Raw genomic sequence first — 24,646 nt, 5'->3', positions numbered from 1 at the left:
AAAAGACCAGGAAAGATAAAATGGGTTTAATGAGTAAAGGAGGTTAAACCCATGGCCGTACCTGAAACCACCACCGTCATGGTGAAAAAAGTAACCGGCGACCGTATGGTGACCGTTGAAGATGAAGTGGCAAGGGAAGTCCCGGTTACTTTATTTTTAAACGACGAGGAACTGGTTACCCTGGTCTGTTCCCCCGGCAACCTGGAAGAACTGGCGGTGGGTTTCCTCTGTTCCGAAGGCATCCTCCAGAGGCGCACGGACTTAAAGGATATCTTTATCCGGCCCGAGGAAGGACTGATCTGGGTGGAAACTTCCGGGCCGGTTCCCACCCGCCAGCATTTTTTAAAGCGTTACATCACCACCTGCTGCGGCCGGGGTCGCTCTTCTTTTTATTTTGTCAATGATGCCCGGGGTATATCACCGGTAACCTCGCCCCTGGTCGTCAGGGCCGGTGCAATACTTGAGTTCAGCCGGGAACTGGAAGAAAATGCCGCTCTGTTTCAAACCACCGGCGGCACCCACAGTGCTGCCCTGTATTCCGGGAGCCAACGCCTGCTGCTTTACGAGGACATCGGCCGTCACAACGCCGTGGATAAAATTTTTGGCCGCGCTTTTCTGGATGGAATGGAATTAAAGGATAAACTTCTGGTTTTCAGCGGCCGCGTTTCTTCGGAAATCCTGGTCAAGGTGGCCCGCATGGGCATCCCCATCCTCATTGCCCGGGGTGCGCCCACGGACCTGGCCCTGGAAATGGCCAGTGAGATGGGCATTACCGTGGTGGGATTTGCCCGGGGGGAGAGGTTGAATATTTATACCCATGGGGAACGTATTATTTTGCCCTAAAAACAACCCAGCTCACAGGCTTTGATCTTGATCCCCAGGGCGTCGCAGGCCGCCCCCACCAGCCGTACCGGCACGTTAAGTTCCCCGGCCAGCCGGCGAGCCGCCGTACAGGTCAACCGGCCGCCAACCGCGGCCTGCTTTACGGCTTCCAATACCCGGGGCTCCACGGAAATGTTTTGTTTTTCTTTCACCCTTTTCACCTCCTTTGCTTTTTGACCGGGCTAACGGGCAGCTAAAAACCAGGCCCCCCACAAAGGCCTGGTTTGAATTTTACCTTTAAGCAGGAACAATGGCTCCCAGCTTGCACTTTGCCAGACATTCACCGCAGCGGATACACAGGGCCTGGTCAATGGAATGGGGCTCCTTTTTGTTGCCCGAAATGGCGCCCGTTTCACAGGCTTTAGTGCACATCTGGCAGCCCTTACATTTTTCCGGGTCCACTTTTAGGGCAGGAATTTCGACCCCGGCGGCCGCGGCCACATCTTTTACTCTGGCCCCCGGCGGTATTACAAGCTCCACGCCGTTTAAAGTAATAACCACTTCTTTTTGTTGTTTTTTGGCTTCGGCCATCCTCTCCATCTCCCATGCAAAAGATTATATATATTTATAACTTCTACAAAGGACAGCCGATCCCTGCCACCGCGGATAAATCTTATGAACACTATTTCTTCTGTCTGGCCAGTGCCTCCTCCCGCAGGCAACGGCGCAACACCTTACCCACAACGGTCTTAGGCAAGCTGTCCCTGAATTCTACCTGCCGCGGCACCTTGTAGGCCGCCAGCTTACCGCGGCAATACTGGATCAGTTCCTGTTCCGTAGCCTTCTCCCCCTGTTTTAAAACTACAAAGGCTTTCACCGTTTCTCCCCGGTAGGGGTCGGGTATCCCGGCCACCACTGCCTCAAGCACCTTGGGATGTTCAAACAAAACTTCTTCAACCTCCCGCGGATAGATATTAAATCCGCCCGCAATAATCATGTCCTTCTTGCGATCCACAATATAGAAATAGCCTTCTTCGTCCATCCTGGCTATGTCCCCGGTATAAACCCAGCCGTCCCGCAGGGCATGGGCCGTCTCCCCGGGCATATTCCAGTAACCCTTCATCACCTGGGGTCCCTTGATACAAAGCTCACCGGCTTCCCCTGGAGGCAACTCCCGATCACCTGTTTCCGGGTCCACGATCTTGCACAGGGTATCCGGCAGGGGCAGGCCGATGCTACCCACCTTGCGTTTTCCCCGCAGGGGGTTGCAATGGGTCACCGGGGAGGTTTCCGAAAGGCCGTAGCCCTCCACCAGGTAACCGCCGGTTAGTTCTTCAAACTTTTCCGCCACCTCCACGGGCAAAGGCGCCGAGCCGCTGATGCAATACTTGATGGAACGTACGTCATACTTTTTAACCTCGGGGTGGTTGTTAAAGGCCACGTACATGGTGGGAACGCCGGGAAAAAGGGTGGGCCGGTAGGCATTGATACACTCAAGAACCTGGTTTATTTCAAAGCGGGGCAAAATGATCTGGGTGGCCGCAATAACCACCGCAAAATTCATGGCCACGGTCATACCGTAGACGTGGAAAAAGGGAAGCACCGAAAGTACCCGCTCCTGCCCGTACTGACAGCCGGCAAACCAGGCCACCATCTGCAGGGCGTTGGCCACCACATTGCGGTGGGTAAGCATGGCCCCTTTGGGTATGCCGGTGGTGCCGCCGGTATATTGCAGTACCGCCAGATCCTCCACGGGATTGATCTTTACCACCGGCGGACTGGGCGGGGCACCGGCCATCATTTTTTCCGCCTGCAGGACATCCGGATCGGCCGCGCACTGCGGCTGGCCCAGGCTAAATAAAATTACGTGTTTTAAGGGAGTCGCTCCCCGGAGACACTTAAGGCGAGGATAAAGGGCGTCATAGGCAATGATTACTTCAGCCCCTGAATCCACCAGAAGATGCTCCAGTTCCCGCTCGGTGTACATGGGGTTTACCTGCACCACCACCGCCCCGATTTTCTGAATGGCCATGTAGCCGACCACATACTGGGGGCAGTTGGGCGACATGAGGGCTACCCGGTCACCCTTTTTGACGCCCAGATCCGCCAGAGAAGCGGCAAACCGGTGTACCATACCCGCCAGGGTGCGGTAGTTGATCTCCACACCGGCGAAAATGATGGCTGTCCGGTCAGGCCAATCGACTGCCGCGCGTTCCAGCAACTCGGGCATGGTCTTATCCGGATATTCCAGGGTTGGGGGCACGCCTTCCTCATAAAAGCGCAGCCAGGGTAGTGTAGCTTGCCGGGCCATGGAAATCCTCCCTCCTGACTTTAATAAATGATTATTCATTCAACATAAACACTCTAAAACCTTCTGATCTTTTGCACTTTTCTTAAATATTTTATTCTAGATTCCAGAAAGTGGGCGTGAAAAAAGTTATATGCCGGCAGGATTTTGCTCCATTCCCTCGAATAAGTTTATTGTGTGATAGCCTGGCAATAGTACAATATGACCGTTCTCCGAGCCCGATTACCTGTGGCCAGGGCTATGGTTTTCGGGCCGACAGGGTATGCCGGGAAACCGGCGTGCCTCCCAGTGCGGAAAGGAGAACACAGCTATACTTTTGGGGTAGACCTGTGTTCTGTTTCCCACAGGACACAGTTTTTTTCTGCGGACGCATAACCACCTGACCGCCCGGGAAACGGCTGTGCTTCTGCCTTTTTCGCCAGAGCACAGCCTTTTTGTTTTGGAACAAGCCTTGAGGTCCGAGCAGGCTGCGAATCCAGCTATGTACGGCCTGTTCTTAAGGCGGTCAGGAGGTGAGAGAGGCGATCTTTGAAACTTGTTCCCGGCGCGGAGCAACGGATTAACTGAACACTTACCTTTGAAACAACCCAATCTAATACCTGAAGAGGTGAATGACAATGCTCAAGCGAATACTTACCCCTGTATTAACCCTTCTCCTTGCGCTCATGCTTATTGCAGGCTGCTCTTCCAATACTGCACAGAAAGAAGCAAAACAAGGACAGCCGGCCCGGGAAAAACCGCAAAAACAGGACGTAATTCTGGCCACCACCACCAGCACCCAGGACAGCGGTCTCCTGGATGTACTTATTCCCGAATTTGAAAAGAAAACCGGTTATAAAGTGAAAACCATTGCCGTGGGAACGGGACAGGCCCTGGAAATGGGCAAAAAAGGTGAAACGGACGTGCTGCTGGTGCACGCCCCCAAAGCGGAAAAGGAACTGGTGGACAGCGGCGTTTGCATCAACTACCGGCTGGTAATGCACAACGACTTTGTGGTGGTCGGCCCGGAAAATGACCCGGCCGGAATCAAGTCGGCCCAAAACACCGTGCAAGCCTTTAAGAAAATCGCCCAAACCCAAAATATTTTCATTTCCCGCGGGGATGAATCGGGCACCCACAAAAAAGAAATAGACATCTGGAAAGCAGCCGGCATTACCCCCGGCGGCAAATGGTACCAGGAAGCCGGTACGGGCATGGGCAATACTCTAAACATTGCCTCGGAAAAGGGAGGCTATACCCTCAGTGACCGGGCCACCTACCTGGCCAACCAGAAACACCTGAAGTTAAAGATTTTATACGGAGGAGATAGAACCTTGCTGAACATCTATCACGTGATGCAGGTCAACCCGGAAAAATTCGGCAAGGTTAACGCCGAGGGAGCAGAGGCTTTTGTTGACTTCATGATTTCACCTGAAACCCAGCAGATCATCGGTAAGTTCGGGGTAGACAAGTACGGCCAGCCGTTATTCTTCCCCGATGCCGGTAAAAAGGAAGAAGAACTGGGGAAGTAAAGATAGATATGAAACCGCCCGCCCTGCCTTAAACCTTTTAACCATAAATGCAGGGCGGGCTCCTTAAGCTTTGCATTAATTAAGTTTGGAGCAATTCTTAGAAGTGGGGATCATCCAGTGAACAACACCATCTTAGAAGTGCACAATCTACAGTTCAAACGGGGAAACCGGGAAATTTTAAATATCGATCATTTTGCCCTTCATGAGAGGGAAACCATCGCCCTGATCGGGCCAAATGGAGCCGGCAAAAGCACCCTGTTGCAGGTAATGGCCCTTTTATTAAAACCAACCCGCGGAACCGTGGAATTCCGGGGCGTACCGGCCACCCCCCGAAACGCCCTGGCCATTCGTCGGCGCGTGGCCGTGGTGTTCCAGGAACCGCTTCTTTTAAATACCACGGTCTATGAGAACGTGGCGGCCGGGTTGAAGTTACGGGGAGTTCCCAGAAAGGAAATAGAAAATAGAGTAAGCCTCTGGTTGGAGCGGCTGGGCATCGCCCACCTGGCCGGGCGCCGTTCCCACCAGCTCTCGGGGGGAGAAGCCCAGAGGGTCAGCCTGGCCAGGGCCTTTGCCCTGGAACCGGAAGTGTTGTTTCTGGACGAACCCTTTTCCGCCCTGGACTTCCCCACCCGCTTATCCCTTCTCAATAAACTGGACAGGCTTTTAAAAGACACGGGGATAGCTGCTATTTTTGTAACCCATGATTTTTCGGAGGTGCCCTATCTCACCGACCGCATAGCCGTGCTTAAGGACGGCCGCATGGTAAAAACGGGCACCTTTGAGGAAATATTTAAAGTAAAACCCCGCCGGGAAAACTACATTACTTCCCTTTACCGGGTTTTTGAAAGCGACGCGGCAGAGTAAAGCAAACTAGTATCTTGCCTGGACTCATCCACAGGTGCCGGCCCAAATGCCGGCGTGATGACCTCAAGAGGATACAAACTCTTGAGTTTCAATTATGTCCATGGTGGTTGGGCGGCCCATGTAATTGACCACCGGGTAAGGCAAGGTTAATGGTATTTTTACAATTATCCTGAGCCTCTCCGATGATCACGCGCAGCAGGTTGGGGTGCTTAAAAGTTTTCTTTCCGGCCCCGTAACCAGCCCGGGTAACGGTCATGGGGGGCATTTCCCCGAAGGCGTCGCCCAGGGTGGCCGCCAGGGCGGCCCCCGTAGGCGTCACCAGTTCACCGTTAACGCCGGTCCCGTAGACCGGTACTTTCCTTTCAGATAGAATCTCCAGCGTAGCCGGGGCAGGCGACGGGATCAGCCCGTGCATGCAGCGGATAAGCCCCCTTCCCATGGGCAGGGGTGAAACGATGACTTTTTCCACGCCCAGCAGATGCAGCCCGAGCACGGTGCCCACCACGTCGATGATGGCATCTACCGCACCCACCTCGTGAAAGTGAATGCGCTCGGGGGTTGTATCGTGTACCCCGGCTTCAGCCCGGGCCAGGCAGTGGAATACCGCTTTGCTTTTCTCTTTCACCTCTTCGGGCAGGGAGCTTTGGGAAATTATTTCCTCAATATCCTTCAAATGCCTGTCCGGCTGGCCGTGGGCGTCCACGTCTACAAAGAAGTTTATGGCCGAAATTCCATTGCGCTTCACTTTTTCCAGGCGTAACCGGTAACCTTCCACCGGCAGCTTTTTTAATTCCCCGACCAGTTGTTCGAAATCCACCCCCGCGCCAATCAAGGCGCCGAGGCACATGTCACCGCTAATGCCGGAAAAACAGTCAAAGTACGCCACTTTCATCATTCCGACCCCACCATCATGCGGGTTATGGCGCTGGCCAGGGCGGCAGCACCAAAACCGTTATCGATATTGACCACACCAATGCCGGAAGCACAGCTGTTCAGCATGGTGAGAAGGGCGGCCAGGCCGTGAAAATTGGCCCCGTAACCGACGCTGGTGGGCACGGCTATAACCGGCTGCTCCGCCAGCCCCGCCACCACACTGGCCAGGGCCCCCTCCATTCCCGCGACTACAATGATTACCTGCGCCCACCGGATCATCTCCAGTTTGTCCAGCAGACGATGGATGCCGGCCACTCCCACATCGTAACACCGGCGCACATGGTTGCCCATCACTTCGGCAGTCACGGCCGCTTCCTCGGCCACCGGAAGATCGGCGGTCCCCGCCGACATCACCAGCACTTTACCCTTTGGCTGCGGGCGCTCCCCGCGGTACACCACAATAGTGCGCGCCAGTTCCGAATAAACGGCGTCGCTGAAAACAGCCCGTACTGCCTCGTAAACCTCCCGGCCGGCCCGGGTGGCCAGAACGGTCCGGTTGCCCCCGCAAAGCCTCTGCACAATCTCCACTACTTGATCCGTGGTTTTGCCCTGGCAGAAAACCACTTCCGGGAAACCCTTGCGCAGGGCCCGGTGGTGATCCACCTTGGCAAACCCGAGGTCTTCATAGGGCAGCGTCTTGAGCCTGTCTAAAGCCGCATCCACTTCCAGGCGGCCGCTCTGCACATCCTCAAGCAATAGACGTAATTCATCTTTAGTCATTCATCCTTCTCCCCTGAAAGAAGGCCGGACAAATTATGGATACCGGCCCGGAATTATATCCCTGGAACATGGTCGTATCAAGATTGCCTCTTACTTCTGTTCCCACATGACCTTGCCGCAGTCCCGCAGGTCGTAGCCGCCCAGGGCCTGTACCTCTTTCCGGAACTCCGGCAGGTTCATTACGGTCAACAAACGCTGGATGTAAGGTGTATCCCAGTATTCCCGGGGGATACAGAGGTCGTAACGCTCCTCGGCCAGGGGTATGAAGTCGAGCCCCAGGGCCACCGCGGCGGCCCGGATGCCCAACCCCGCGTCCACCCCGCCGGCCACGGCCGCCGCCACGGCCATGTGGGTGTATTCCTCCCGCTCGTAACCGTTTATTTGGTCCGGGCTGATCCCCAGCTGTTTCAAGTGGTAATCCAGCAAAACCCGGGTACCCGCCCCCCGCTGCCGGTTCACAAAGGTGACACCGGGCCGGGCCAGGTCCTCCAGCCCCCTGATCCCTTTGGGATTGCCTTTGGCCACAATCAGCCCCTGCTCCCGGTAGACCAGGTTGACCAGCACTACTCCCCTGTCCGGCAGCAGCCGCTGAATATAGGAAACGTTGTACTCCCCCGTTTCCTCATCCAAAAGGTGCGTGCCGGCACAGTGGGCCTCTCCCCTTTTCAAGGCGTTCAAACCGGCCAGGCTGCCCACATGGGCGCTGGACAGGCTGGCCTGGGGGTAAAGGCGGCGCAGGTAATTGGCCAGGACGTCCAGGGCGATATCGTGGCTGCCGATGATGACGGTGGTTTCCTTGATCTCCTCCAGGGGACGCAGGAGCTCCACCGGCACCGCCTGGCCCGCACCGTAACCCTCGGAAAGCCGGGGCACCCGCACAATCCCGTCAGCCCGGATCAGGGACATAATAATGCCCGCTCCCCGGGATATGGGTGTGGCAATGATCTTGTCCCCCACCTGTCCCAGTTTAACCCGTACAAACTCCTCCACGCCCAGGGAGGAGACCAGCTTGCGGGAAACGGTGGCTTCAATTTTCCGGCGGGCGGGCGGGACGGAACCAAGCTTTTTGTATATGATGGGTTTAACAAACAAATCAGCACACAGGTAGGCCGATACGGGGTAACCGGGCACCCCGATCACCGGCCGCCCGTCCACTTCCCCCAGGATCACCGGCTTCCCCGGCTTGGTGGCCACACCGTGCACCAGCACCCGGCCCAGGCTTCTAATTACTTCCGCCGTGTAGTCCTCGCTGCCGGCCGAAGAGCCGGCATTGATGAGCACTATATCGGATTCCTGCAGGGCTTCCAGCAGGGACCGGCGCAGGGCCTCAAAATCATCGGCGGTGATTTTTTTGCGGACCGGAACGCCCCCCCACCCGGTCACCAGGCCTGCCAGCATCCGGCTGTTGTAGTCGATAATATCCCCGGGCCTCAGCTCCCGACCCGGCTCCACCAGTTCGGTGCCGGTAGGCAAAATGGCCACCCGCGGCCGGGGGTGGACGTAAATTTCCGTTACCCCGCCGGCCAGGAGCCCCCCGATGTCCACCGGGCGCACCCGGTGATTGGCGGGAACGATCATTTCCGTAGCGACGATATCTTCCCCAATGGGCCGCACGTGCTGCCAGGGATAAACCGGTTGGGTGATCTCCAGGACTCCGGAGGACACAAAATGCACGTCCTCCACCATGATCACTGCATCGCACCCTTCGGGGAGGGGATCACCCGTATCGACCATGATGGCCTCGCTGCCCACAGCCAGCCGTTTGGGAGCAGTTTCGGAAGCACCAAAGGTAAGGGCAGCCTTGACCGCATAGCCGTCCATGGCCGCCGCGTGGTAGTGGGGCGAAGACACCCGTGCATAAACGGGAGCCGCCGTCACCCGGCCCCGGGCCTCCTCCACCGCCACCACCTCGGGCGGGCCGGGATTGAGTGCCCCCTTTTGCTCAAGGTAAGCCATGTATTCTTCCAGGGCTTCTTCCCAGGGCCGGTCGTCCAGATAAACGTCCCGTTTGCCCGTGACCTTAGACAACGCCATCACTCCTCAAAAAAGTTTGACCTCCACCCATTCGCCTGCTTCTACACCTTCTTTGCCCGCCGGGATGCGGGCCAGCCCGTCGGCACGAACCATAGTAGTAATCAGGCCCGATTTGCCCAGCACGGGCTCCGCGTGAAGCTCCCCGTCCTGCAAACGCAGTTTCACCCGCACGAAATCCTCCCGCCCGGCGGCGGAACGCAAATTGCGGGTTATCCGCGCCCTCAAGGGGAATTCCCAGAAGCTTTCCCGGGGGTAACTGTAAGATCTAATCAAAGGGGCCACCAGCAGCTCAAAGACCACCAGGGCCGAGGCGGGATGCCCGGGCAGCCCGAAGACCGGCTTGCCGTTCACCACCGCCCCCACGGAGGGCTTGCCGGGTTTCAGGGAAACTCCGTGAAATAAAATTCCCGGCCGCCCCAGGGAATCAATCACCCGGGCCGCCACGTCCCGGGTGCCCACCGAGCTACCCCCGGAGAGCAGCACCATATCGTTTTCAGAAAGGGCCCGGGCCAGCCGTTCCTGCAGCTGGTGAAAGTCGTCCCGGACAATGCCGTACAGGCGGGGTTCGCCGCCACAGCTGGCCACCGCGCCGTAAAGGGTATAAGAGTTGATGTCCCGCACCTGGCCCGGAGCCGGCTTTTCTTCCGGGGAGACCACTTCATCGCCGGTGGAGATGATACCCACCCTTAAGGGGCGTCTTACTTCCACCGCAACAACCCCGGCTGCGGCCAGCATCCCCAGGTCCTGCGGCCGCAGGCGGTGCCCCGCCGGCAACACCACGCTCCCGGCCTGGACATCCTCACCCCGGCGGACGACGTTTTCCCCGGGCGCCACGGGCCTGGTAACGCCAATGGTCTTTTCATCCAGCTCCTCGGTATGCTCCACCATCACCACCGCGTCGGCGCCCGCGGGCAGCATGCCGCCGGTGGCAATGCGCCAGGCCTGGCCCGGCTTTAACTCCCCTTCCGGCGCCACACCCATCAGGACTTCCCCCGCCACTTCCAGGTAGGCGGGCAGGCCCTCGGAGGCGCCAAAGGTATCCTTTGCCCGCACGGCAAAACCGTCCATGGTGGAACGGTCAAAGCCGGGCACATCGTCAACGGCCACCATATCGTACAAAAGACAACGGTCAAGGGCGGACAACAATGAAACTTTCTCCCCATCCCGGGGAAAGGATACATGATTTAAAACTATTTCCCGCGCCTCTTTAATGGTAACTGCCTGAAATAATTCCTTCATCCACTTTTCTCTCCTTAATATGGCAACGCGTCAGGGCGGCGGTCGCCCCCGTCGCCCTCATCGCACCGATCTTTAAGCATGGCTGCCGCGCTGCTGGGCCATGGTTAAAAAGGCGGTAATGCCGTAGGCCAGGAGCAGCAAAATGATGCTTAAGGCGGTGGCCAGCTCATACTTGCCCTGGCCCACTGCCAGTACCGTGGCTGTCGTAAGCACCCGGGTGCTGCCGGCAATGTTGCCGCCGACCATCATGGAGGCGCCCACCTCGGAAATCACACCGCCAAACCCGGCCATCACCGCCGCCAGCAGGCCCAGCCGGGCCTCCCGCACCAGAAGCCACAGCAATTGACACCGGGAAGCCCCCAGGGCCAGGATCTGCAGGGGAATCCTTGGGTTGAGGGACTGCATAGCGGCCACGGTAAAGCCGGCCACTATAGGGGAAGCAATAATGGCCTGGGCCACCACCATGGCCGCAGGGGTGTAAAGAAGGTCGAGAAAACCCAGGGGCCCGTACCGGGTAAAGGTAAGCCAGACCGCCAGTCCCACCACCACCGGCGGCAGGCCCATGCCAAAGTTAACCACACTGACCAGAAAACGGCGTCCCGGAAAATTGGTAAGGGCTAACAGAGTACCGAAAGGAACGCCAATTAAAACACTGATCAGCGTAGCGAAACCCGAGATCTTTAAAGTGCGTAAGGTAATATCCAGAACCTCGAGATCGCCTGTCGCCAGCAAACGAACGGCCTCCACAAGACCCTGCCAGAAGATTTCCAAACTCCTTCAACTCCTTTGGTGGCTATCGTCCATATCCCAACCTGTCCTGAAATAGTACTTGCCCGCCGTTTGCACACGCTCGCTCCGTTCGCCTCGCAGGCCAAACTATCGCTCGCCCTCGGGCTACGGCGGGGTTCCCGGCCCATTCGGCATCCATGCCTCAGGGGCCGGCCTCGGGCATCCATGCCCTCGGCCCCGCCTCCACCCTCGGTCTCGCTAAGTTTGGCATCTGCTCGGCTCAATGTCGCTCGCTTCGTGCAAAACGGCGGCCATTTCGTCCTCTCTTGGTGGTGCTAAATATTTACCTTAGTAAATTCAGCTCCGCCAGCTTTGCCGCACCGGGTACGCCCGTATCCGGATCCCACCCCCGGGCCAGGTAATATTCCCTCAAAACCTCCCGCACCTTCTCGCGGTCCAGCCTGCGCCCGGCGGCGGGACCGGCCGTCACCGGCTCGTCGTAAAAACGGGAGGGGTAATCGGAATCGGCGGGTTTTTCCCCGTGGCGGAGGTTAAACAGCTTCTGGAGGTTCCAGATGCGCTCTCCCGCCCTGATCACTTCCGCCGGTGTAATATCAATGCCGGTCAAGCTGGCATACAGGCGGGCAAAAAGGGTGGGACCTACGGTATGCAGCACGGGAGGGCGGATGCACATGCCCAGGGCGTTGTAAACGGCAATGAGATCCTCCGCCCACCTGGACATTTCAGGTATGTTTACATCCCGGGTAACCGGATCAAAAATCTCTTTTTTCCACTCGTCCGGCATATCCAGACGTTCGTACATCTCCTCCGGGAAACCAAACTTCTCGGTAAGGTAAGGGACGGGGTTTTCGTTGTAACGGAGATTTTCCACCGGATTCCGGGTGCGCAGGTGATCCCCGCCGCGTACGTTGGTGATGTACCCCAGCGTCCAGGTGGACCAGCGGGCCCGGGGATCTAAAAGGAAACACTCCAGCCCCTTGACTTCCACGGCATATCTTGATGCTCCGGGGAAATGCCGCGCCGCCCTCCTGACGCCTTCGGCCAGCAAATCCCCCATGCCCCGGCGGTGGGCAATCATGTCGAGCAGGGAAATGGTGGCCCGTTCATCCCCCCAGTTTAGGGAGAAGCCCAGATCCTTTTCCCCGATCAGCCCCTTTTCGTACATCTCCATGGCGAAGGCCACCACCGCCGCCGCGGAAACCATATCCATGCCCAGGCGCTGGCAGGTTTCGGTAAGCATGGCGATGGCCGGCAGGTTGTTGATATCACACCCGGCTCCAAAGCCGATCACCGGTGTAACTTCCAGGTCTTTAAGTCTCAGACCGGCGTAAGGGCCTTCCTTTACTTCCACCCAGTGGGCGCAGGCAATGGGGCAGGCCATACAGGCCACCCCGCGGGTACTGTACCTGGGCAGGACCTTGCGGCTGCAGGTTTCCACCCAGCCGTCAATGGCACCGCGCTGGTAATTGCGCCCCGGCAGGGCCCCGAACTCCTGGTAGGGCAGGCTGGCCAGCATGGTGCCGAAGCGGGAAAAGGAACCGTAAAAGGGAGAAGAAAAGATGGCCTTACGGGTGTCATCCACCGCCTGCAGGAAATCCTTCCGGTGAGCCACCCGCACGGCACCCCGGCCGCGCACCGCTACGGCCTTCAGGTTTTTGCTGCCCATTACCGCCCCCAGCCCCGTGCGGGCCCAGGCATCAAAGGGGCCGTTTTCTATGCTGGCAAAGCGGACCAGGTTTTCACCGGCCTGGCCAATGGCCGCCACCTGGATGGCGTCATCGCCCAGTTCCCGACGGATCTGACGCACCGTCTCCCAGGCATCCCGCCCCCAGAGGTGGCCCGCCGGTAAAATTGTTGCCTGGCCGTCACAGATCCATACATAAACCGGCGATTCAGCCTTTCCCCGGATGATCACCCCGTCAAACCCGGCAAACTTGAGTTCGCTCCCCCAGAAGTTGCCGGAGTTGGCCGTGCCAAACAAGCCGGTGGCGGGCGAAAGGGCGGAAGCTTCGGTGCGGGAAGCAGTGGGCACCGTCGTCCCCACCAGCACTCCCACATTAAAGGCAAGGACATTCTCCGGACCGAGGGGGTCGGCACCAGCGGGAATCTCTTCATACAGCAGGCGGGCGTTAAATCCCAGGCCGCTTAAATACTCCCCGGCCAAATCCTGCTCCACCGGGCGTTCCCTTATTTTCCCGGCAGTGAGGTCGATATCCAGCATTTTGCCGCTGTAACCGTACACGCATTAACCCCCTCTCTATCCCGCCGCCCCGGCTACTTCAACCACCCGCAGGGCTCCCGCGGGGCAGGCAAGAGCACATTTTTTGCAGCCGCGGCAACAGGATGAAAAGGTAATGGCAAATGTACCGTCAAACTCATGCCTGGTGATCCAGATACAGGCTTTAGTCAGGTTGAACTCCCCATGGTGGGTAATGGCACAGGTAAGGGCACAGGTGCAACAACCGATACACTTGCCGGGGTTGACCGCCAGTTCCTTGGCCATGAACGTACCCCCCGAAAATAACGTTAATTAAAAATTTCTCCGGTCAGCCCCCGATAACCTGCCGTACCCAAATAAAAAACACCGTGAAGGTGTTGTACACAAAAGGAACTTGAACTATGCCTTTTTGCCGTAAAACCCCAGCATGACCCTGTGAATGGACGGTATCCCCGGCGGGACGAAAGCCACCCGGTCGCCGTCTTGCAGAGGATGGCTCTTTTTTTCCACCCGGCCGTTGATAAAGACCACTTCCACCTGTTCTTCAGGTATTTCCAGACGCTTTAAGAGAACCCCGGGGGTATCACCGGGAGCGATTTCCACATGGAGCGGTAAAGACCACCCCCGCTGGGAAAAAATCTTCATCAACGGGCCAAAGGCCCGCAGTTCTATTCTGGCCATCGCCGTCACCTCGCCTTTTAGCCACAGGCCGGGCATCCGGAGTCCCGATCTATGGAAACTTCATAAAAGGTCATGGACAGGGCGTCATAGGTGAGCAAACGGCCGACCAGCAAATCGCCAAGCCCCAGGAGGTACTTGATGGCTTCCGTGGCCTGGATGGTACCGATAACACCCGGCACGGCCCCCAGAACCCCCAGTTCCGCGCAGCCGGGGACGTGCGGGTCCGGTTCGTGCGGGAAAATACAGCGCAGGCAGGGACCCGCCCCCGGCATCACGGTCATCACCTGCCCGGCAAAGGCCAGTACACCGCCGTAGATAAAGGGTTTCCCCAGGCGCAGGCAGGTTTCGTTGAGCAGGAAACGGGTGGCAAAATTATCGGTGCAGTCAACAACAATGTCATACCTCTCGATCAAGGACACGGCACTGGCGGCGCTCAAACGCTCAGGGAAAACCTCCACCTGCACGTCCGGGTTTAGAGCCACCAGCTTATCCCTGGCCGATTCCACCTTGGGCCGGCCGATATCGCCGGTGCGGTGCAGGATTTGCCGCTGCAGGTTGGACAAATCCACCACATCGGCATCCACCAGACCCAAATGCCCCACCCCGGCGGCGGCGAGGTAGTAGGCTACCGGTGAACCCAACCCGCCGGTCCCCACCACCAGTACCCCGCCGCGCAACAGCTTCTTCTGCCCCTCCATGCCCACGCCAGGGAGGAGGATGTTCCTCTGGTAGCGCTTCTGTTGTTCCCGGGTCAGCTCTTTCACTATTCCCTCACACCTCTTCATCTCACTTATCCCCCACCTACCGGCGGGAACAGGGAAACACGGTCGCCGGGCTGCAAAACGGCATCCATGGCCGCGTGACGCCCGTTGACCAGGACCGTAAAAACCTGGCTCCGGGGAATGCCCAGGCTGTCCACAAGTTCGGCCACGGTAGTCCCTTCCGGACACTCCACCTCTATACTCCGGCCGAAACGGGCCCCAGGTATATATTTCTCCAGTCCGCTGAAAACTCGCACTTCCAGCCGCAAACAACATACCCCCACTATTTACTTAAAGGCGGCAAGACACCCCTCCCCGGGGTGCCTTGCCTGCATCCTGATTAGAAGTTAAATACTTGATCCAGTTCCTCTTCTTTGACGTCAAAGACCACGTTGTGGGGCGGCAGTTCTTCCAGGCTGAAGAACTCGGGCAGCCGGTCGTCGGCGCTGGTAAACCCGGCCTTGAGGTTGAACTCCCTTTCCACTTTTAATACCTGCTTGCCCAGGTTGAGCGCGTCATCCGGCGTTAAATTCAGGCCATACTGGGCATTGATCATTTCTACAATGGTGGGCAATCCTTCCGGATTATCCAGAACGGCGAAAGCCACAAAGAGGCACAACCCTGTGCTGTCCACCGCCGCAGTGGCAATCTGCAGGTTCCGAGAGAGATCAACCTGGCTTTCGGGCTTCAAGGGATCCACATAACCGCCCACTTTGAGGATGTTGGCCGTTACGGCGTAACCCGCAGTATGGTCGGCACCCATGGGCGTGGTGGCGTAGGTAACGCCGTTACCTTTGCAGGCCCGCGGGTCATAGGCGGGGATGCCCTGGCCCTTCACAGCGGGCACGCGGGTGACACCGTAAACCCGGCCGGCATTGGCCGAACCGCTGCCGATAATCCGCCCCAGAGGCGTACCTTTGGCCACTTCTTCTAAGGCTTTAATGGCAGCCTCACCGTCGCCAAAGGGTATGACGCCGGCCTCCATGAGCACACCCAGGGTGCACCCCGTCTCAATTGTGTCCAAACCCACGTCGTTGCAGATGTAGTTCAGTTTGGCTATAACATCCAGGTCGCCGATTTCCAGGTTCGGGCCGAAGGACCAGGCGGTTTCATATTCAATGGGGGCACAAACCTTGCCGTCGGGCATGGGATACACGTTGGAGCACCGCATGACGCAACCGGGGTGGCAGGTATGGGTAGCCTTTCCTCCCCGGGCCACGGCCACTTCGGCCAGCTTCTCCCCGCTGACTTCACTGGCCCTGTCAAAACGGCCGAAGCGGAAGTTTCTGGTGGGAAGGGCACCGGCTTCATTGATAATGTTCATCAACACATTGGTACCGTAGCTGGGCAGGCCCTGCCCGGTTACGGGGTGGTTTTGTAAAATTTGGGCAAACTTCCTGGCCGCCGCCTTAAACCGCTCGGGTTCTTTGACCGGGGCATCAAAGGTGGTGGGGCTGTCCACGACGATGGCCTTAATTTTCTTGGAGCCCATTACCGCCCCCAGGCCGCCCCGGCCGGCATAACGGCTGCTGTTGCCTTCGCTGTCGTTGTTGGTCACCCCTGCGGCCGGCATGAGCATTTCCCCGGCGGGACCAATGGTAATTACGCCCACCTTTTGACCGTACCGCTCACGGCAGATGGATGTAACCTCGTAGGTACCCTTGCCGGCCAGATCATTGGCCGGCAGCAACTCCGCCCCATCGGGAGTTACCTTCAACAGGTACCAGTCGCTGCCCGCGGGCTTACCCTCAAGAATGATGGCCTTGATGCCCAGGTTGGCCAGCTTTTGAGAAGTAATACCGCCGGCATTGGCTTCCTTAATTCCTCCGGTGAGGGGACTCTTTCCTCCTACCGACAGCCGTCCCGACGACGGTGCGTTGGTGCCGGAGAGCAATCCCGGGGCAATGACCAGCTTGTTGTAGGGACCGAGAGAATCACAGGTGGGCGGCACCTCATCCAAAACCAGCTGGGACGTGAGCGCCCTGCCCCCAAGTGCCAGGTACTTTTCCGGTACTTCTTCAAACTTGACTTCCCCGGTGGTCGTATTAACTCGCAGGAACTTGGACACCGCTTTTTCCCCCTTTTTTTATTTGATCTTTTTGTTTTTCCTAACTATACAATTTTTTTATATATACATAACTCTTATACAATTTTTATGCCACCCTGCATAAATCCTGCCGCATGCCTTCGCCATATACAAAAGTAACGCGCCATTTTGATACGCCATACCTGCTCCATAACAGGGCACCAGCATCATAACAGGACACTTTTATTAAAAAATGATAGGAGAGATTTGGCTCTCCTATCATTAGCTAGTGATTATATTTTACATTGCCTGCCGGTAGATGTCAATTATATCGTCCAGGGTGGCCAGGCGCGGGTTGGTCAGGCTGCAGGCATCTTTCATGGCGTTTTCGGCCATGATGGCCAGGTCTTCCTCCTTCACTCCCAGGCCGGCGAGACCGGAAGGAATACCCACATCCTCCGACAGTTTCTGAATGGCGAAAATAGCCTTTTCGGCGGCCTCACGCACGGAAAGCCCCTCAATGTTTTCGCCTAAAGCCACCGCAATGTCGGCAAACCGCTGCGGGCAGGCAATCAGGTTGAAACGGCAGACATGGGGGAGCAGGATGGCGTTGCACACGCCATGGGGAAGGTTATAGAAGCCGCCCAATTGATGGGCCATGGCGTGGACGTAACCCAGGCTGGCGTTGTTGAAAGCCATGCCGGCCAGGAACTCGGCATAGGCCATCTTATCCCGGGCTTCCATGTTCTGGCCATTGGCCACGGCCTGGCGCAGGTTGCCGGCAATTAACTTCATGGCCATCAGCGCCGCCGAATCGGTAACCGGGGTGGCCATGGTCGAAACATACGCTTCCACGGCGTGGGTTAAAGCATCCATCCCCGTTGCAGCCGTCAGAGCCGGGGGCATGCCCACCATGAGCAGGGGGTCGTTTATGGCCACGTTGGGGGTAACCCGCCAGTCCACGATGGCCATTTTCACCTTCCGGTCGGTATCGGTAATGATGCAGAAACGGGTCATTTCGCTGGCCGTCCCCGCGGTGGTGTTCACGGCAATGAAGGGGGGCATGGGTTTGCTGGACTTGTCCACGCCTTCATAATCCCGGATGTTGCCCCCGTTGGTGGCTACGATGCCGATACCCTTGGCGCAATCGTGGGAACTGCCGCCGCCCAGGGAGATGATCATGTCGCACTGGTTTTCCTGGAACACTTTTAAGCCGTCATGGACGTTGATATCGGTGGGATTGGGCTCGGCCCCGGCAAAGATAACGGCCTCGGCGCCGGCCTCTTCCACCTGCGCCTTAATCTGGTCGGCCATGCCGGACCTGGCCAGGTAGGCATCCGTTACAATGAGCACCCTCCTGCCGCCGAGAATTTTCACCTGTTCGCCGACCTTTTTGTGAGCCCCAATACCCATGAGGTTCACCGTGGGGATGTAATACCCGTAAACCTGTTCACCCAATGCCATTAAAACCGCCTCCTCAAAAAGTTTTTTGTGGCGGGAAGGAATACGGACTAGCCGCATTTGTCCCTCCCTTTTTAAGATTTTTATTTTTGCGATTCTTGTAAGGCAAGATGCATGCCAGTTTAAAAAGTCACTCAATTCGGTTATCGATGCACAAACAGAACTGGCCGGTGTTCCATTGCGGGACGCAAGCCCGACCAATTTGGAGCAGCCAGTTTCAATAAGAAGCGGCTCTAAAACAAAAACCGCTTTCGGTATGAAAGCGGTCCTTACAGCCGGTTATTTTTTGCTCCAGCCTCCATTTCTTTTAACTTCCGGTAGAGGGTATTCCGGCCGATACCCAGTATACGGGCGGCCAGGGTAATGTTGCCGCGGGAATAAACCAGGGCCTGATTGATGGCTTCCCTTTCCATTTCCTCAATGGTTGCGGGAGGCGGGCAGGGCAGGCCCCTGCGGGACATCACTTCCAGCACCCTTTTTTCCAGTACCTTTAACAAATGAAAAACCCGTGGCAGTTCCCCGTCCTCGAGGCCGGCCAGGAAATCATCCGAATGCACCAGGTTTTGCAGTTGGGCCAAAGAAGGCGAGCCTTCCGGTCGATCATCCGGGGACGCCGACCCCGGCTTTGGGAAACGGTTCAAGGCACCGGTTATGCGGTTGGAGAGGTGCCCGGGTAAAATTACCGTGCCGTCGCACAGGGCCGCGGCCTGGTGGATGGCATTAACCAGTTCCCGCACGTTGCCCGGCCAGGAATATTGCATCATGATTTTCATTGCTTCAGGAGAGATTTTTATACTCTGGCCTGTTCCATGTCCGGCAAGCTCATTTAAAAAATGATTGACCAGCACCGGAATATCTTCTTTGCGTTCCCTTAAAGGGGGGAGATGCAGCCGCACTACGTCAAGCCGGTAAAATAAATCTTCCCGGAAGCTCTTTTCCCTGACGGCCTGCTCCAGATCCACATTGGTGGCGGCAATTACGCGGACATCGGTTTTAATGGGTTTTTCTCCCCCCACCCGCATAAACTCCCCGGTCTCCAGCACCCGGAGGAGCTTTACCTGGATGGACAGGCTGGCCTCACCAATTTCATCCAGGAATAGTGTGCCATGGTTGGCCAGCTCGAAAATACCCCTGCGCTGGCCGGTGGCACCTGTAAACGCACCCTTTTCATGGCCAAACAACTCGCTTTCCAGAAGATTTTCCGGCAGCGCACCGCAGTTAACGGGAATAAAGGGGCGGTCGCTCCGGTGGCTGGCCGCATGGATGAAGCGGGCCAGCACTTCCTTGCCGGTGCCGGTTTCCCCCTGGATCAGGACGTTAACATCCTTGCGGGCAATTTTAAAAGCCACGGAAAGAAGCTGGTTCATGGCCCGGCTGTTCCCGACAATTATTCCGGCCCGGGCGGCAATATGGCCCCATTCGGCGGTGGAAAGCCTTTTTTTCCTCTCTTCAGCACCACCGGCAAAATCAAGGGCCTTATCGATCAAGGCCTCGATTTGCGAAATGTCCTCGAAAGGCTTTTCAATGTAATCGTAAGCCCCCAGTTGAATGGCCCTCACAGCCGTCCTGGTGGTGCTGTACCCCGTCATGATTATGACTTCACAGCCGGGCTGCACCTTTTTTACCTCCTGGAGCAGGGACAGGCCATCGAAATCGGGCAGCTTTAAATCAACCACCGCCACGTGAAACTTCTGGTCGTTAATGGCCTCGCGGGCCTCCTGGCCCCTTGTAGCTACGGTTACCCGGTACCCTTTTCTTTCCAGCAGGCAACGGAAAAAGGTGCCTACCTCCACTTCATCATCTACCACCAGGATACGTGCCTGTAAAGACAAAATAATCCCTCCGGGAACAGGCTGAATTTAGAACTAAAACATGAAAAACCTAGGACCGGTCCTCCTCCAAAGGAAGGACCAGCGTGAAGGTGCTTCCTTCCCCCGGGCGGCTCTCTACTTCGATGGTTCCCCCGTGGGCCCGGGCAATGCCAAGGCTCACGCTCAACCCCAGCCCGGTACCCCGGGAAGCTTCTTTCGTCGTAAAAAAGGGATCAAAAACCCGGCTCATATTTTCAGGGGAAATTCCCTGCCCGTTATCCTGAACAGTCACGGCTGCACAACGCCGCCCATTTTCATCCCTGCGCACCCCGGTGCGGATATGAATATACCTTTCCCTTTCCACCCCTTCTAAAGCATCCCGGGCATTGAGCAACAGGTTGATCAAGACCTGATCAAGCTGCTGCCCGTTGGCGGCCACCCTGGGCAGGTCCGGGGCCAGGTCCGTGCAGACATTGATCCCGTTCCGGTTAATCTGATATTTAACCAGGCTCAGCACCCTTTCCACCACCTCATTGAGGTCGGTGGGAGCTACCGCCGGCGGTTCCTGGCGGGCAAAGGTAAGCAGGTTCTGGATTATTTTTTTGCAGCGCAGGCCGCAGGCAACGATATCCTTGAGCAACTGGGAAGCCGGGTGTTCAGGCACAAGCTCACGCTGCAGCATCTGGGCGTTGCCAATGATCACGGTCATGGGACTGTTAAGTTCGTGGGCCACTCCCGCGGCCATTTCACCTATGGCCGCCAGCTTGGCCGACTGGACCAGTTGAGCCTGCATTTGCACCCGCGCCCGGAAGGCTTCCTCCCATTCCCGCTTGGCCTGGACCACTTCCTCGTAAAGCCGGCGGTTCTGGACGCAGATGGCCAGCTGATCCGCCAGCTGCCGGGCAAAAGTTAAATCATTTTGGGAGTAGATATTCTTTTCCCGGGTGCCGATTACCAGCATACCAATGATGTTTTGCTTCACCTTAAGGGGGTCCAAGATCAGGCAGTTGAGCTCGAACTGCCGCACGGGAAGCTCCTCAAGAAGTTTCCCATCGCCGGCAATACACAGGTACACCTGTTCTTGCTGTTTTCTAATGATCTCCCAGAGCACCGAATTCCGGGGCACCACCAGGCCGTTGCATGGCAGCGGAGGCTGCGTGGCCACCAGGCGCAGCTCACTGCCTTCCAGCGTGATCAGGCCCAGAAAATCACACGGAATAACCAGGGGAAGGTTTTCATAAACCCTTTGCACGATCATTTCCAGGGACATATCAATATTGATATCCCGGCTCAACTGGTGGATGATCTCCAGGCGGCGGTTCTGGATAACAATTTCCCGGTTGCGTTTTTTTAACTCCACGTAATAATTCAGCTTGGATGACCTGACCCCCGTCAAATTCTCAATCAGCCTGGCTTTGTCGTCAATCAACCTGAATCCCTCTCTTCAGCGCCAGAGCAAAAAGGTTATGCAAATCCCTTTCGGTTACATCCCGCGGGTTGGTAATAATGCAGGCGTCTTTCAGGGCGTTTTGGGCAAGATTATTTATACGCTCCTCCGACAGGTTCCCCACGGTAATTTTATCCGGTATATCAAGATCCCGGGCCAGCCTGCGTACCGCCTGAATGGCCCTTTCCGCCGCCTCCCATGTACTCAGTCCTGCAATATTCTCGCCCATGGCCTCGGCTATCCGGGCAAATTTTTCCACACAGGCGATCATGTTAAATTCCATTACATATGGCAAAAGGATGGCATTGGTTTCTCCATGATGCAAATCCAGCTGCGCGTCCAGCTGGTGGGCCATGGCATGGGTGGCCCCTAAAATGGCGTTGGAGAAGGCCAGACCGGCCTGTAAAGCAGCCATGGCCATGGCCGACTTGGCCTCCAGGTTGGAGCGGCAGGCAACCGATGGACGCAGGTACCTGGCAACCAGGCGTATGGCATTCAAAGCATTTACGTCGGTAAGGGGGGTTGCGGCCAGGGATACAAAGGACTCGATGGCGTGGCTTAAAGCATCCAGCCCGGTAGCGGCCGTCAGCCTGGCGTCCTTGGTCTGGAGTACCACGGGGTCGATAATGGCTATGTCGGGCACCAGGGATTTGGAAATAATGGTCATTTTGACCTTGCGCCGGGTGTCAACGATAATGGCAAACTGGGTGACCTCGGACCCCGAACCGGCCGTGGTGGGCACAACCAGCAACGGCGGGAGGGGGCGGGTGATCTTGTTGACCCCTTCATAATCCTGGATAACTCCCCCGTTGGTAGCCAGGATGGCCACGGCCTTGGCCACGTCAATGGGGCTGCCTCCTCCCACGGCCAGAATGGCATCGCAGCCCGTGTCCTGGTAGCGCTTGACCCCTTCGATCACCTCGTAATCCTTCGGGTTGCTGGTCACCTCAAACCATATCTCAAAGGAAAGGCCGGCCTCCTTGAGCCGGGCGATGGCCCTGTCAACCCACTGGTTGGCCACCACCCCCGGGTCACTGATGACAAAAAGTTTGGTCGCTCCCAGGCGCAGGGCGCTTTCACCCACCTGGCTCAAGGCCCCCAGGCCGAAAATAATTTCGGGAGCCACAAATTTACTGATCATCCGCATGGGCTTTCTCTCCAGAATATTTTTTCTAATTGTTTTAATTCTGTATCACCGGGAAAATTCCTGTCGGCAAAAAAAACACCCCCTGGCGGGGGTGTGGTGGAGGATGGAACATCTCTAGTTGGACAAGGCAGGGTAGCGTTATTCTGCCTTTTAATTCCCCTGCGGAACGCCGTTTTGATCCCAGCCGCGCAGGCGGTAGTAGTCGTCCAGCATGGTATCCAGTTCCTGCCTGGTGATGATGTCCCGGCCGTCGTTAATTGGCTCGTTGAAAAACCTGGGCGGCAGCATGTCGTCCGCCCGGGTGGCGCCTTCCCTGGTGTTGAAAAGGCGGGTGGCGGTGACAATCCGGTTGGCCAGCCGGGCCAGTTCCTCCCGGGTGTACTCCCAGCCGGTGGTTCCCTTGATCATGGCCACCAGGTCGTCCCACTGGATCAGGTCGCGGAAAAAGACGCAGAAAATCATGGTGTTGAAAACCGTCAGCCGGTTTTCAAATTCAATGAAGAGGGCGGCTTTCCCCTCGGTGGTGGAGGGGTCGATCATCCCGCTTAATTCCGGCTTATAAAATGTGGCCCGCAGGTGGCAGGCGCCCCTGGGCGAGGTGGCGTAGGCCAGTCCCATTCCCTTCAGCACCCGGGGGTCATAACCGGCCGGCTCCAGCCCCTTGACGTGAATGGCCAGATCCTCCAGGCCCAGCTCAGTGGCCACGCGTTTTATCCCCCCGGCCAGCAATTCCCCCGGGCCGCGAGTGCAGGCAATATCCTCCAGCAAGCGGGCCGCTCCTTCAGCATCCCCGTAGGCGGGATAACCTTTTACCCGGCCCCTTTCCCCGGCCTCCATCATCAAGGCCACCAGGTTCCCGGCGGTTATAGTATCCATGCCCAGCCTGTCGCACAGGTCGTTGAGGTAAATGACCTGGTCCAGGCTGTTAATGCCGCACAACCCGCCGAAGGCATATATGGTTTCGTACTCGGGACCTTCCAGCTTTAAGCCGGCATATTTTCCTTCCTTCACGGTGGTCAGCTTGCCGCAGGTCAAAAAGCAGTTGGGGCAGGCCCTGGGCCGCACTTCAAAATTTTGTAGCAGCGTATCACCGCTCAAGTTCTCCCACTTCGGGTCGGTACCCATGGACCAGTAACGGGCCGGAAATGCCCTGGCGCCGTTCATGGTACCTACCATAACCGTGGTGCCGTAGGTCTGGTAAGCCTTAACCCCCGGGTTGTCCCTGCCCTTTTCCCTGATGCGGCGGGCAGCCTCCTTCAAAAGGACCGGGTCGGCAACCTCACAGTCGACTTCCCCGTGGAATACCAGGGCTTTAAGCTTTTTGGACCCCATTACGGCACCCATGCCGGTGCGCCCCGCCGAGCGCCAGTAGTTGTTTTCAATGCAGGCAAACCTCACCAGGTTTTCCCCCGCCGGCCCGATGACCACGGCCTGGGCCCCTTTTTGCCCCACCTCGGCCAGCACGGCGTCTTCCGTGGCGTAAGTGTCCTTGCCCCACAGGTGGGATGCATCGTGGAAAATCACGTTCCGGTCGCTGATTTCCACGTACACGGGCGCATCAGCCGCACCTTCCACAATCACCGCGTCGTAGCCGGTGCGGCGTATGGCTGGGGCCACCCGCCCGCCAGCGTACGACTCGGCATAAAGGCCGGTCAGGGGAGACTTGCTGAAAACTCCGTAGCGGCTGGACCCGGGCAGCAGCGTGCCGGTGGCGGGACCGGTGGTGATAATCAGCTTGTTGGCCGGGGAGAGAGGGTCTATCCCCAGTTCGACCTCGCGCAGCAACAGGTAGGTGCCCAGCCCTTTCCCGCCCAGGTAGTCCCGGTACACGCTTTCCGGCAATTCCTCTACCGCAAAGGACCGGTCCGAAAGGTTCAGGCGCAGTAACCTGCCGTAAAAACCGTACATTTTGA

22 protein-coding genes and 1 riboswitch are annotated in these 24,646 nt (G+C 57.3%); of the genes, 3 read left to right on the top strand and 19 right to left on the bottom strand.

From position 1 onward, the window contains the following. Positions 1-51: 51 nt before the first annotated feature. A complete protein-coding gene (gene fdhD / locus D7024_RS02810; protein WP_121450436.1) occupies positions 52-843 on the top strand; it encodes a formate dehydrogenase accessory sulfurtransferase FdhD in 792 nt (263 codons plus the stop codon). Here fdhD and D7024_RS02805 read toward each other — a convergent pair. The 3 genes from D7024_RS02805 to D7024_RS02795 all read right to left on the bottom strand — a co-directional run bounded on the left by D7024_RS02805 (position 840) and on the right by D7024_RS02795 (position 3,133). Then, the gene (locus tag D7024_RS02805) at positions 840-1,034 is read right to left on the bottom strand and encodes a hypothetical protein (RefSeq protein ID WP_121450435.1); all 195 of its coding nucleotides are present in this window, start codon (positions 1,032-1,034) and stop codon (positions 840-842) included. The two genes, fdhD and D7024_RS02805, sit on opposite strands and share 4 nt — an antisense overlap. Positions 1,035-1,119: 85 nt before the next feature. After that, positions 1,120-1,413, bottom strand: coding sequence for a 4Fe-4S binding protein (locus D7024_RS02800; RefSeq protein WP_243113667.1), 294 nt, complete (start codon positions 1,411-1,413; stop codon positions 1,120-1,122). Positions 1,414-1,504: 91 nt separating this feature from the next. Next, positions 1,505-3,133, bottom strand: a complete 1,629-nt coding sequence (locus D7024_RS02795; protein ID WP_121450433.1) for a long-chain-fatty-acid--CoA ligase — start codon at positions 3,131-3,133, stop codon at positions 1,505-1,507. Between the two features lie 195 nt (positions 3,134-3,328). Then, positions 3,329-3,447, top strand: a riboswitch (molybdenum cofactor riboswitch). 300 nt (positions 3,448-3,747) lie between these two features. On the opposite strand from D7024_RS02795, the gene D7024_RS02790 reads away from it, so the two are divergent. Continuing rightward, positions 3,748-4,641 carry an ABC transporter substrate-binding protein gene (locus D7024_RS02790; RefSeq protein ID WP_121450432.1) on the top strand — a complete coding sequence of 298 codons (894 nt, stop codon included), beginning with the start codon at positions 3,748-3,750 and terminating at the stop codon, positions 4,639-4,641. Between the two features lie 117 nt (positions 4,642-4,758). Next, positions 4,759-5,505, top strand: a complete 747-nt coding sequence (locus D7024_RS02785; protein WP_121450431.1) for an ABC transporter ATP-binding protein — start codon at positions 4,759-4,761, stop codon at positions 5,503-5,505. Between the two features lie 88 nt (positions 5,506-5,593). On the opposite strand, the gene larC is transcribed toward D7024_RS02785, so the two are convergent. From larC to D7024_RS02705, 16 genes are all read right to left on the bottom strand, one after another. Further along, entirely contained in the window at positions 5,594-6,400 is an 807-nt protein-coding gene (gene larC, locus D7024_RS02780) for a nickel pincer cofactor biosynthesis protein LarC (protein WP_243113666.1), read from the bottom strand. Next, entirely contained in the window at positions 6,397-7,158 is a 762-nt protein-coding gene (gene larB, locus D7024_RS02775) for a nickel pincer cofactor biosynthesis protein LarB (RefSeq protein ID WP_121450430.1), read from the bottom strand. Before larB ends, larC begins: the two co-directional genes overlap by 4 nt. A gap of 90 nt (positions 7,159-7,248) precedes the next feature. Beyond that, positions 7,249-9,192, bottom strand: coding sequence for a molybdopterin biosynthesis protein (locus D7024_RS02770; RefSeq protein ID WP_121450429.1), 1,944 nt, complete (start codon positions 9,190-9,192; stop codon positions 7,249-7,251). Between the two features lie 6 nt (positions 9,193-9,198). Then, positions 9,199-10,431, bottom strand: coding sequence for a molybdopterin molybdotransferase MoeA (locus D7024_RS02765; protein WP_121450428.1), 1,233 nt, complete (start codon positions 10,429-10,431; stop codon positions 9,199-9,201). Positions 10,432-10,503: 72 nt separating this feature from the next. Further along, positions 10,504-11,202, bottom strand: a complete 699-nt coding sequence (locus tag D7024_RS02760) for an ABC transporter permease (RefSeq protein ID WP_121450427.1) — start codon at positions 11,200-11,202, stop codon at positions 10,504-10,506. Between the two features lie 301 nt (positions 11,203-11,503). Further along, positions 11,504-13,423 carry an aldehyde ferredoxin oxidoreductase family protein gene (locus tag D7024_RS02755; protein ID WP_121450426.1) on the bottom strand — a complete coding sequence of 640 codons (1,920 nt, stop codon included), beginning with the start codon at positions 13,421-13,423 and terminating at the stop codon, positions 11,504-11,506. A gap of 15 nt (positions 13,424-13,438) precedes the next feature. Then, positions 13,439-13,684, bottom strand: coding sequence for a 4Fe-4S dicluster domain-containing protein (locus D7024_RS02750; RefSeq protein WP_121450425.1), 246 nt, complete (start codon positions 13,682-13,684; stop codon positions 13,439-13,441). Between the two features lie 114 nt (positions 13,685-13,798). Then, positions 13,799-14,080: a MoaD/ThiS family protein gene (locus D7024_RS02745; protein WP_165859246.1), complete on the bottom strand. Its 282-nt coding sequence runs from the start codon at positions 14,078-14,080 to the stop codon at positions 13,799-13,801. Positions 14,081-14,097: 17 nt separating this feature from the next. After that, positions 14,098-14,865, bottom strand: coding sequence for a HesA/MoeB/ThiF family protein (locus D7024_RS02740; RefSeq protein WP_121450423.1), 768 nt, complete (start codon positions 14,863-14,865; stop codon positions 14,098-14,100). A 5-nt stretch (positions 14,866-14,870) separates the two neighbouring features. Then, positions 14,871-15,110, bottom strand: coding sequence for a MoaD/ThiS family protein (locus tag D7024_RS02735; protein ID WP_121450422.1), 240 nt, complete (start codon positions 15,108-15,110; stop codon positions 14,871-14,873). Positions 15,111-15,181: 71 nt separating this feature from the next. After that, entirely contained in the window at positions 15,182-16,909 is a 1,728-nt protein-coding gene (locus D7024_RS02730) for an aldehyde ferredoxin oxidoreductase family protein (protein WP_121450421.1), read from the bottom strand. A gap of 258 nt (positions 16,910-17,167) precedes the next feature. Continuing rightward, positions 17,168-18,331 (bottom strand): iron-containing alcohol dehydrogenase, encoded by a 1,164-nt coding sequence (locus D7024_RS02725; protein WP_121452430.1) that lies wholly within the window; start codon positions 18,329-18,331, stop codon positions 17,168-17,170. A 266-nt stretch (positions 18,332-18,597) separates the two neighbouring features. After that, positions 18,598-20,160, bottom strand: coding sequence for a sigma-54-dependent transcriptional regulator (locus D7024_RS02720; protein WP_121450420.1), 1,563 nt, complete (start codon positions 20,158-20,160; stop codon positions 18,598-18,600). Positions 20,161-20,209: 49 nt separating this feature from the next. Beyond that, complete coding sequence (locus D7024_RS02715; protein ID WP_121450419.1) at positions 20,210-21,568, bottom strand: sensor histidine kinase; 1,359 nt, start codon at positions 21,566-21,568, stop codon at positions 20,210-20,212. Then, entirely contained in the window at positions 21,561-22,733 is a 1,173-nt protein-coding gene (locus D7024_RS02710) for an iron-containing alcohol dehydrogenase (RefSeq protein ID WP_121450418.1), read from the bottom strand. Before D7024_RS02710 ends, D7024_RS02715 begins: the two co-directional genes overlap by 8 nt. A 150-nt stretch (positions 22,734-22,883) precedes the next feature. Continuing rightward, positions 22,884-24,641, bottom strand: a complete 1,758-nt coding sequence (locus D7024_RS02705) for an aldehyde ferredoxin oxidoreductase family protein (protein WP_121450417.1) — start codon at positions 24,639-24,641, stop codon at positions 22,884-22,886. Positions 24,642-24,646 lie beyond the last annotated feature (5 nt).

The sequence above is a fragment of the Desulfofundulus salinus genome (assembly GCF_003627965.1).
Classification (GTDB): Bacteria; Bacillota; Desulfotomaculia; order Desulfotomaculales; family Desulfovirgulaceae; genus Desulfofundulus; species Desulfofundulus salinus.
This window is presented reverse-complemented; position numbering and strand designations above follow the sequence as displayed.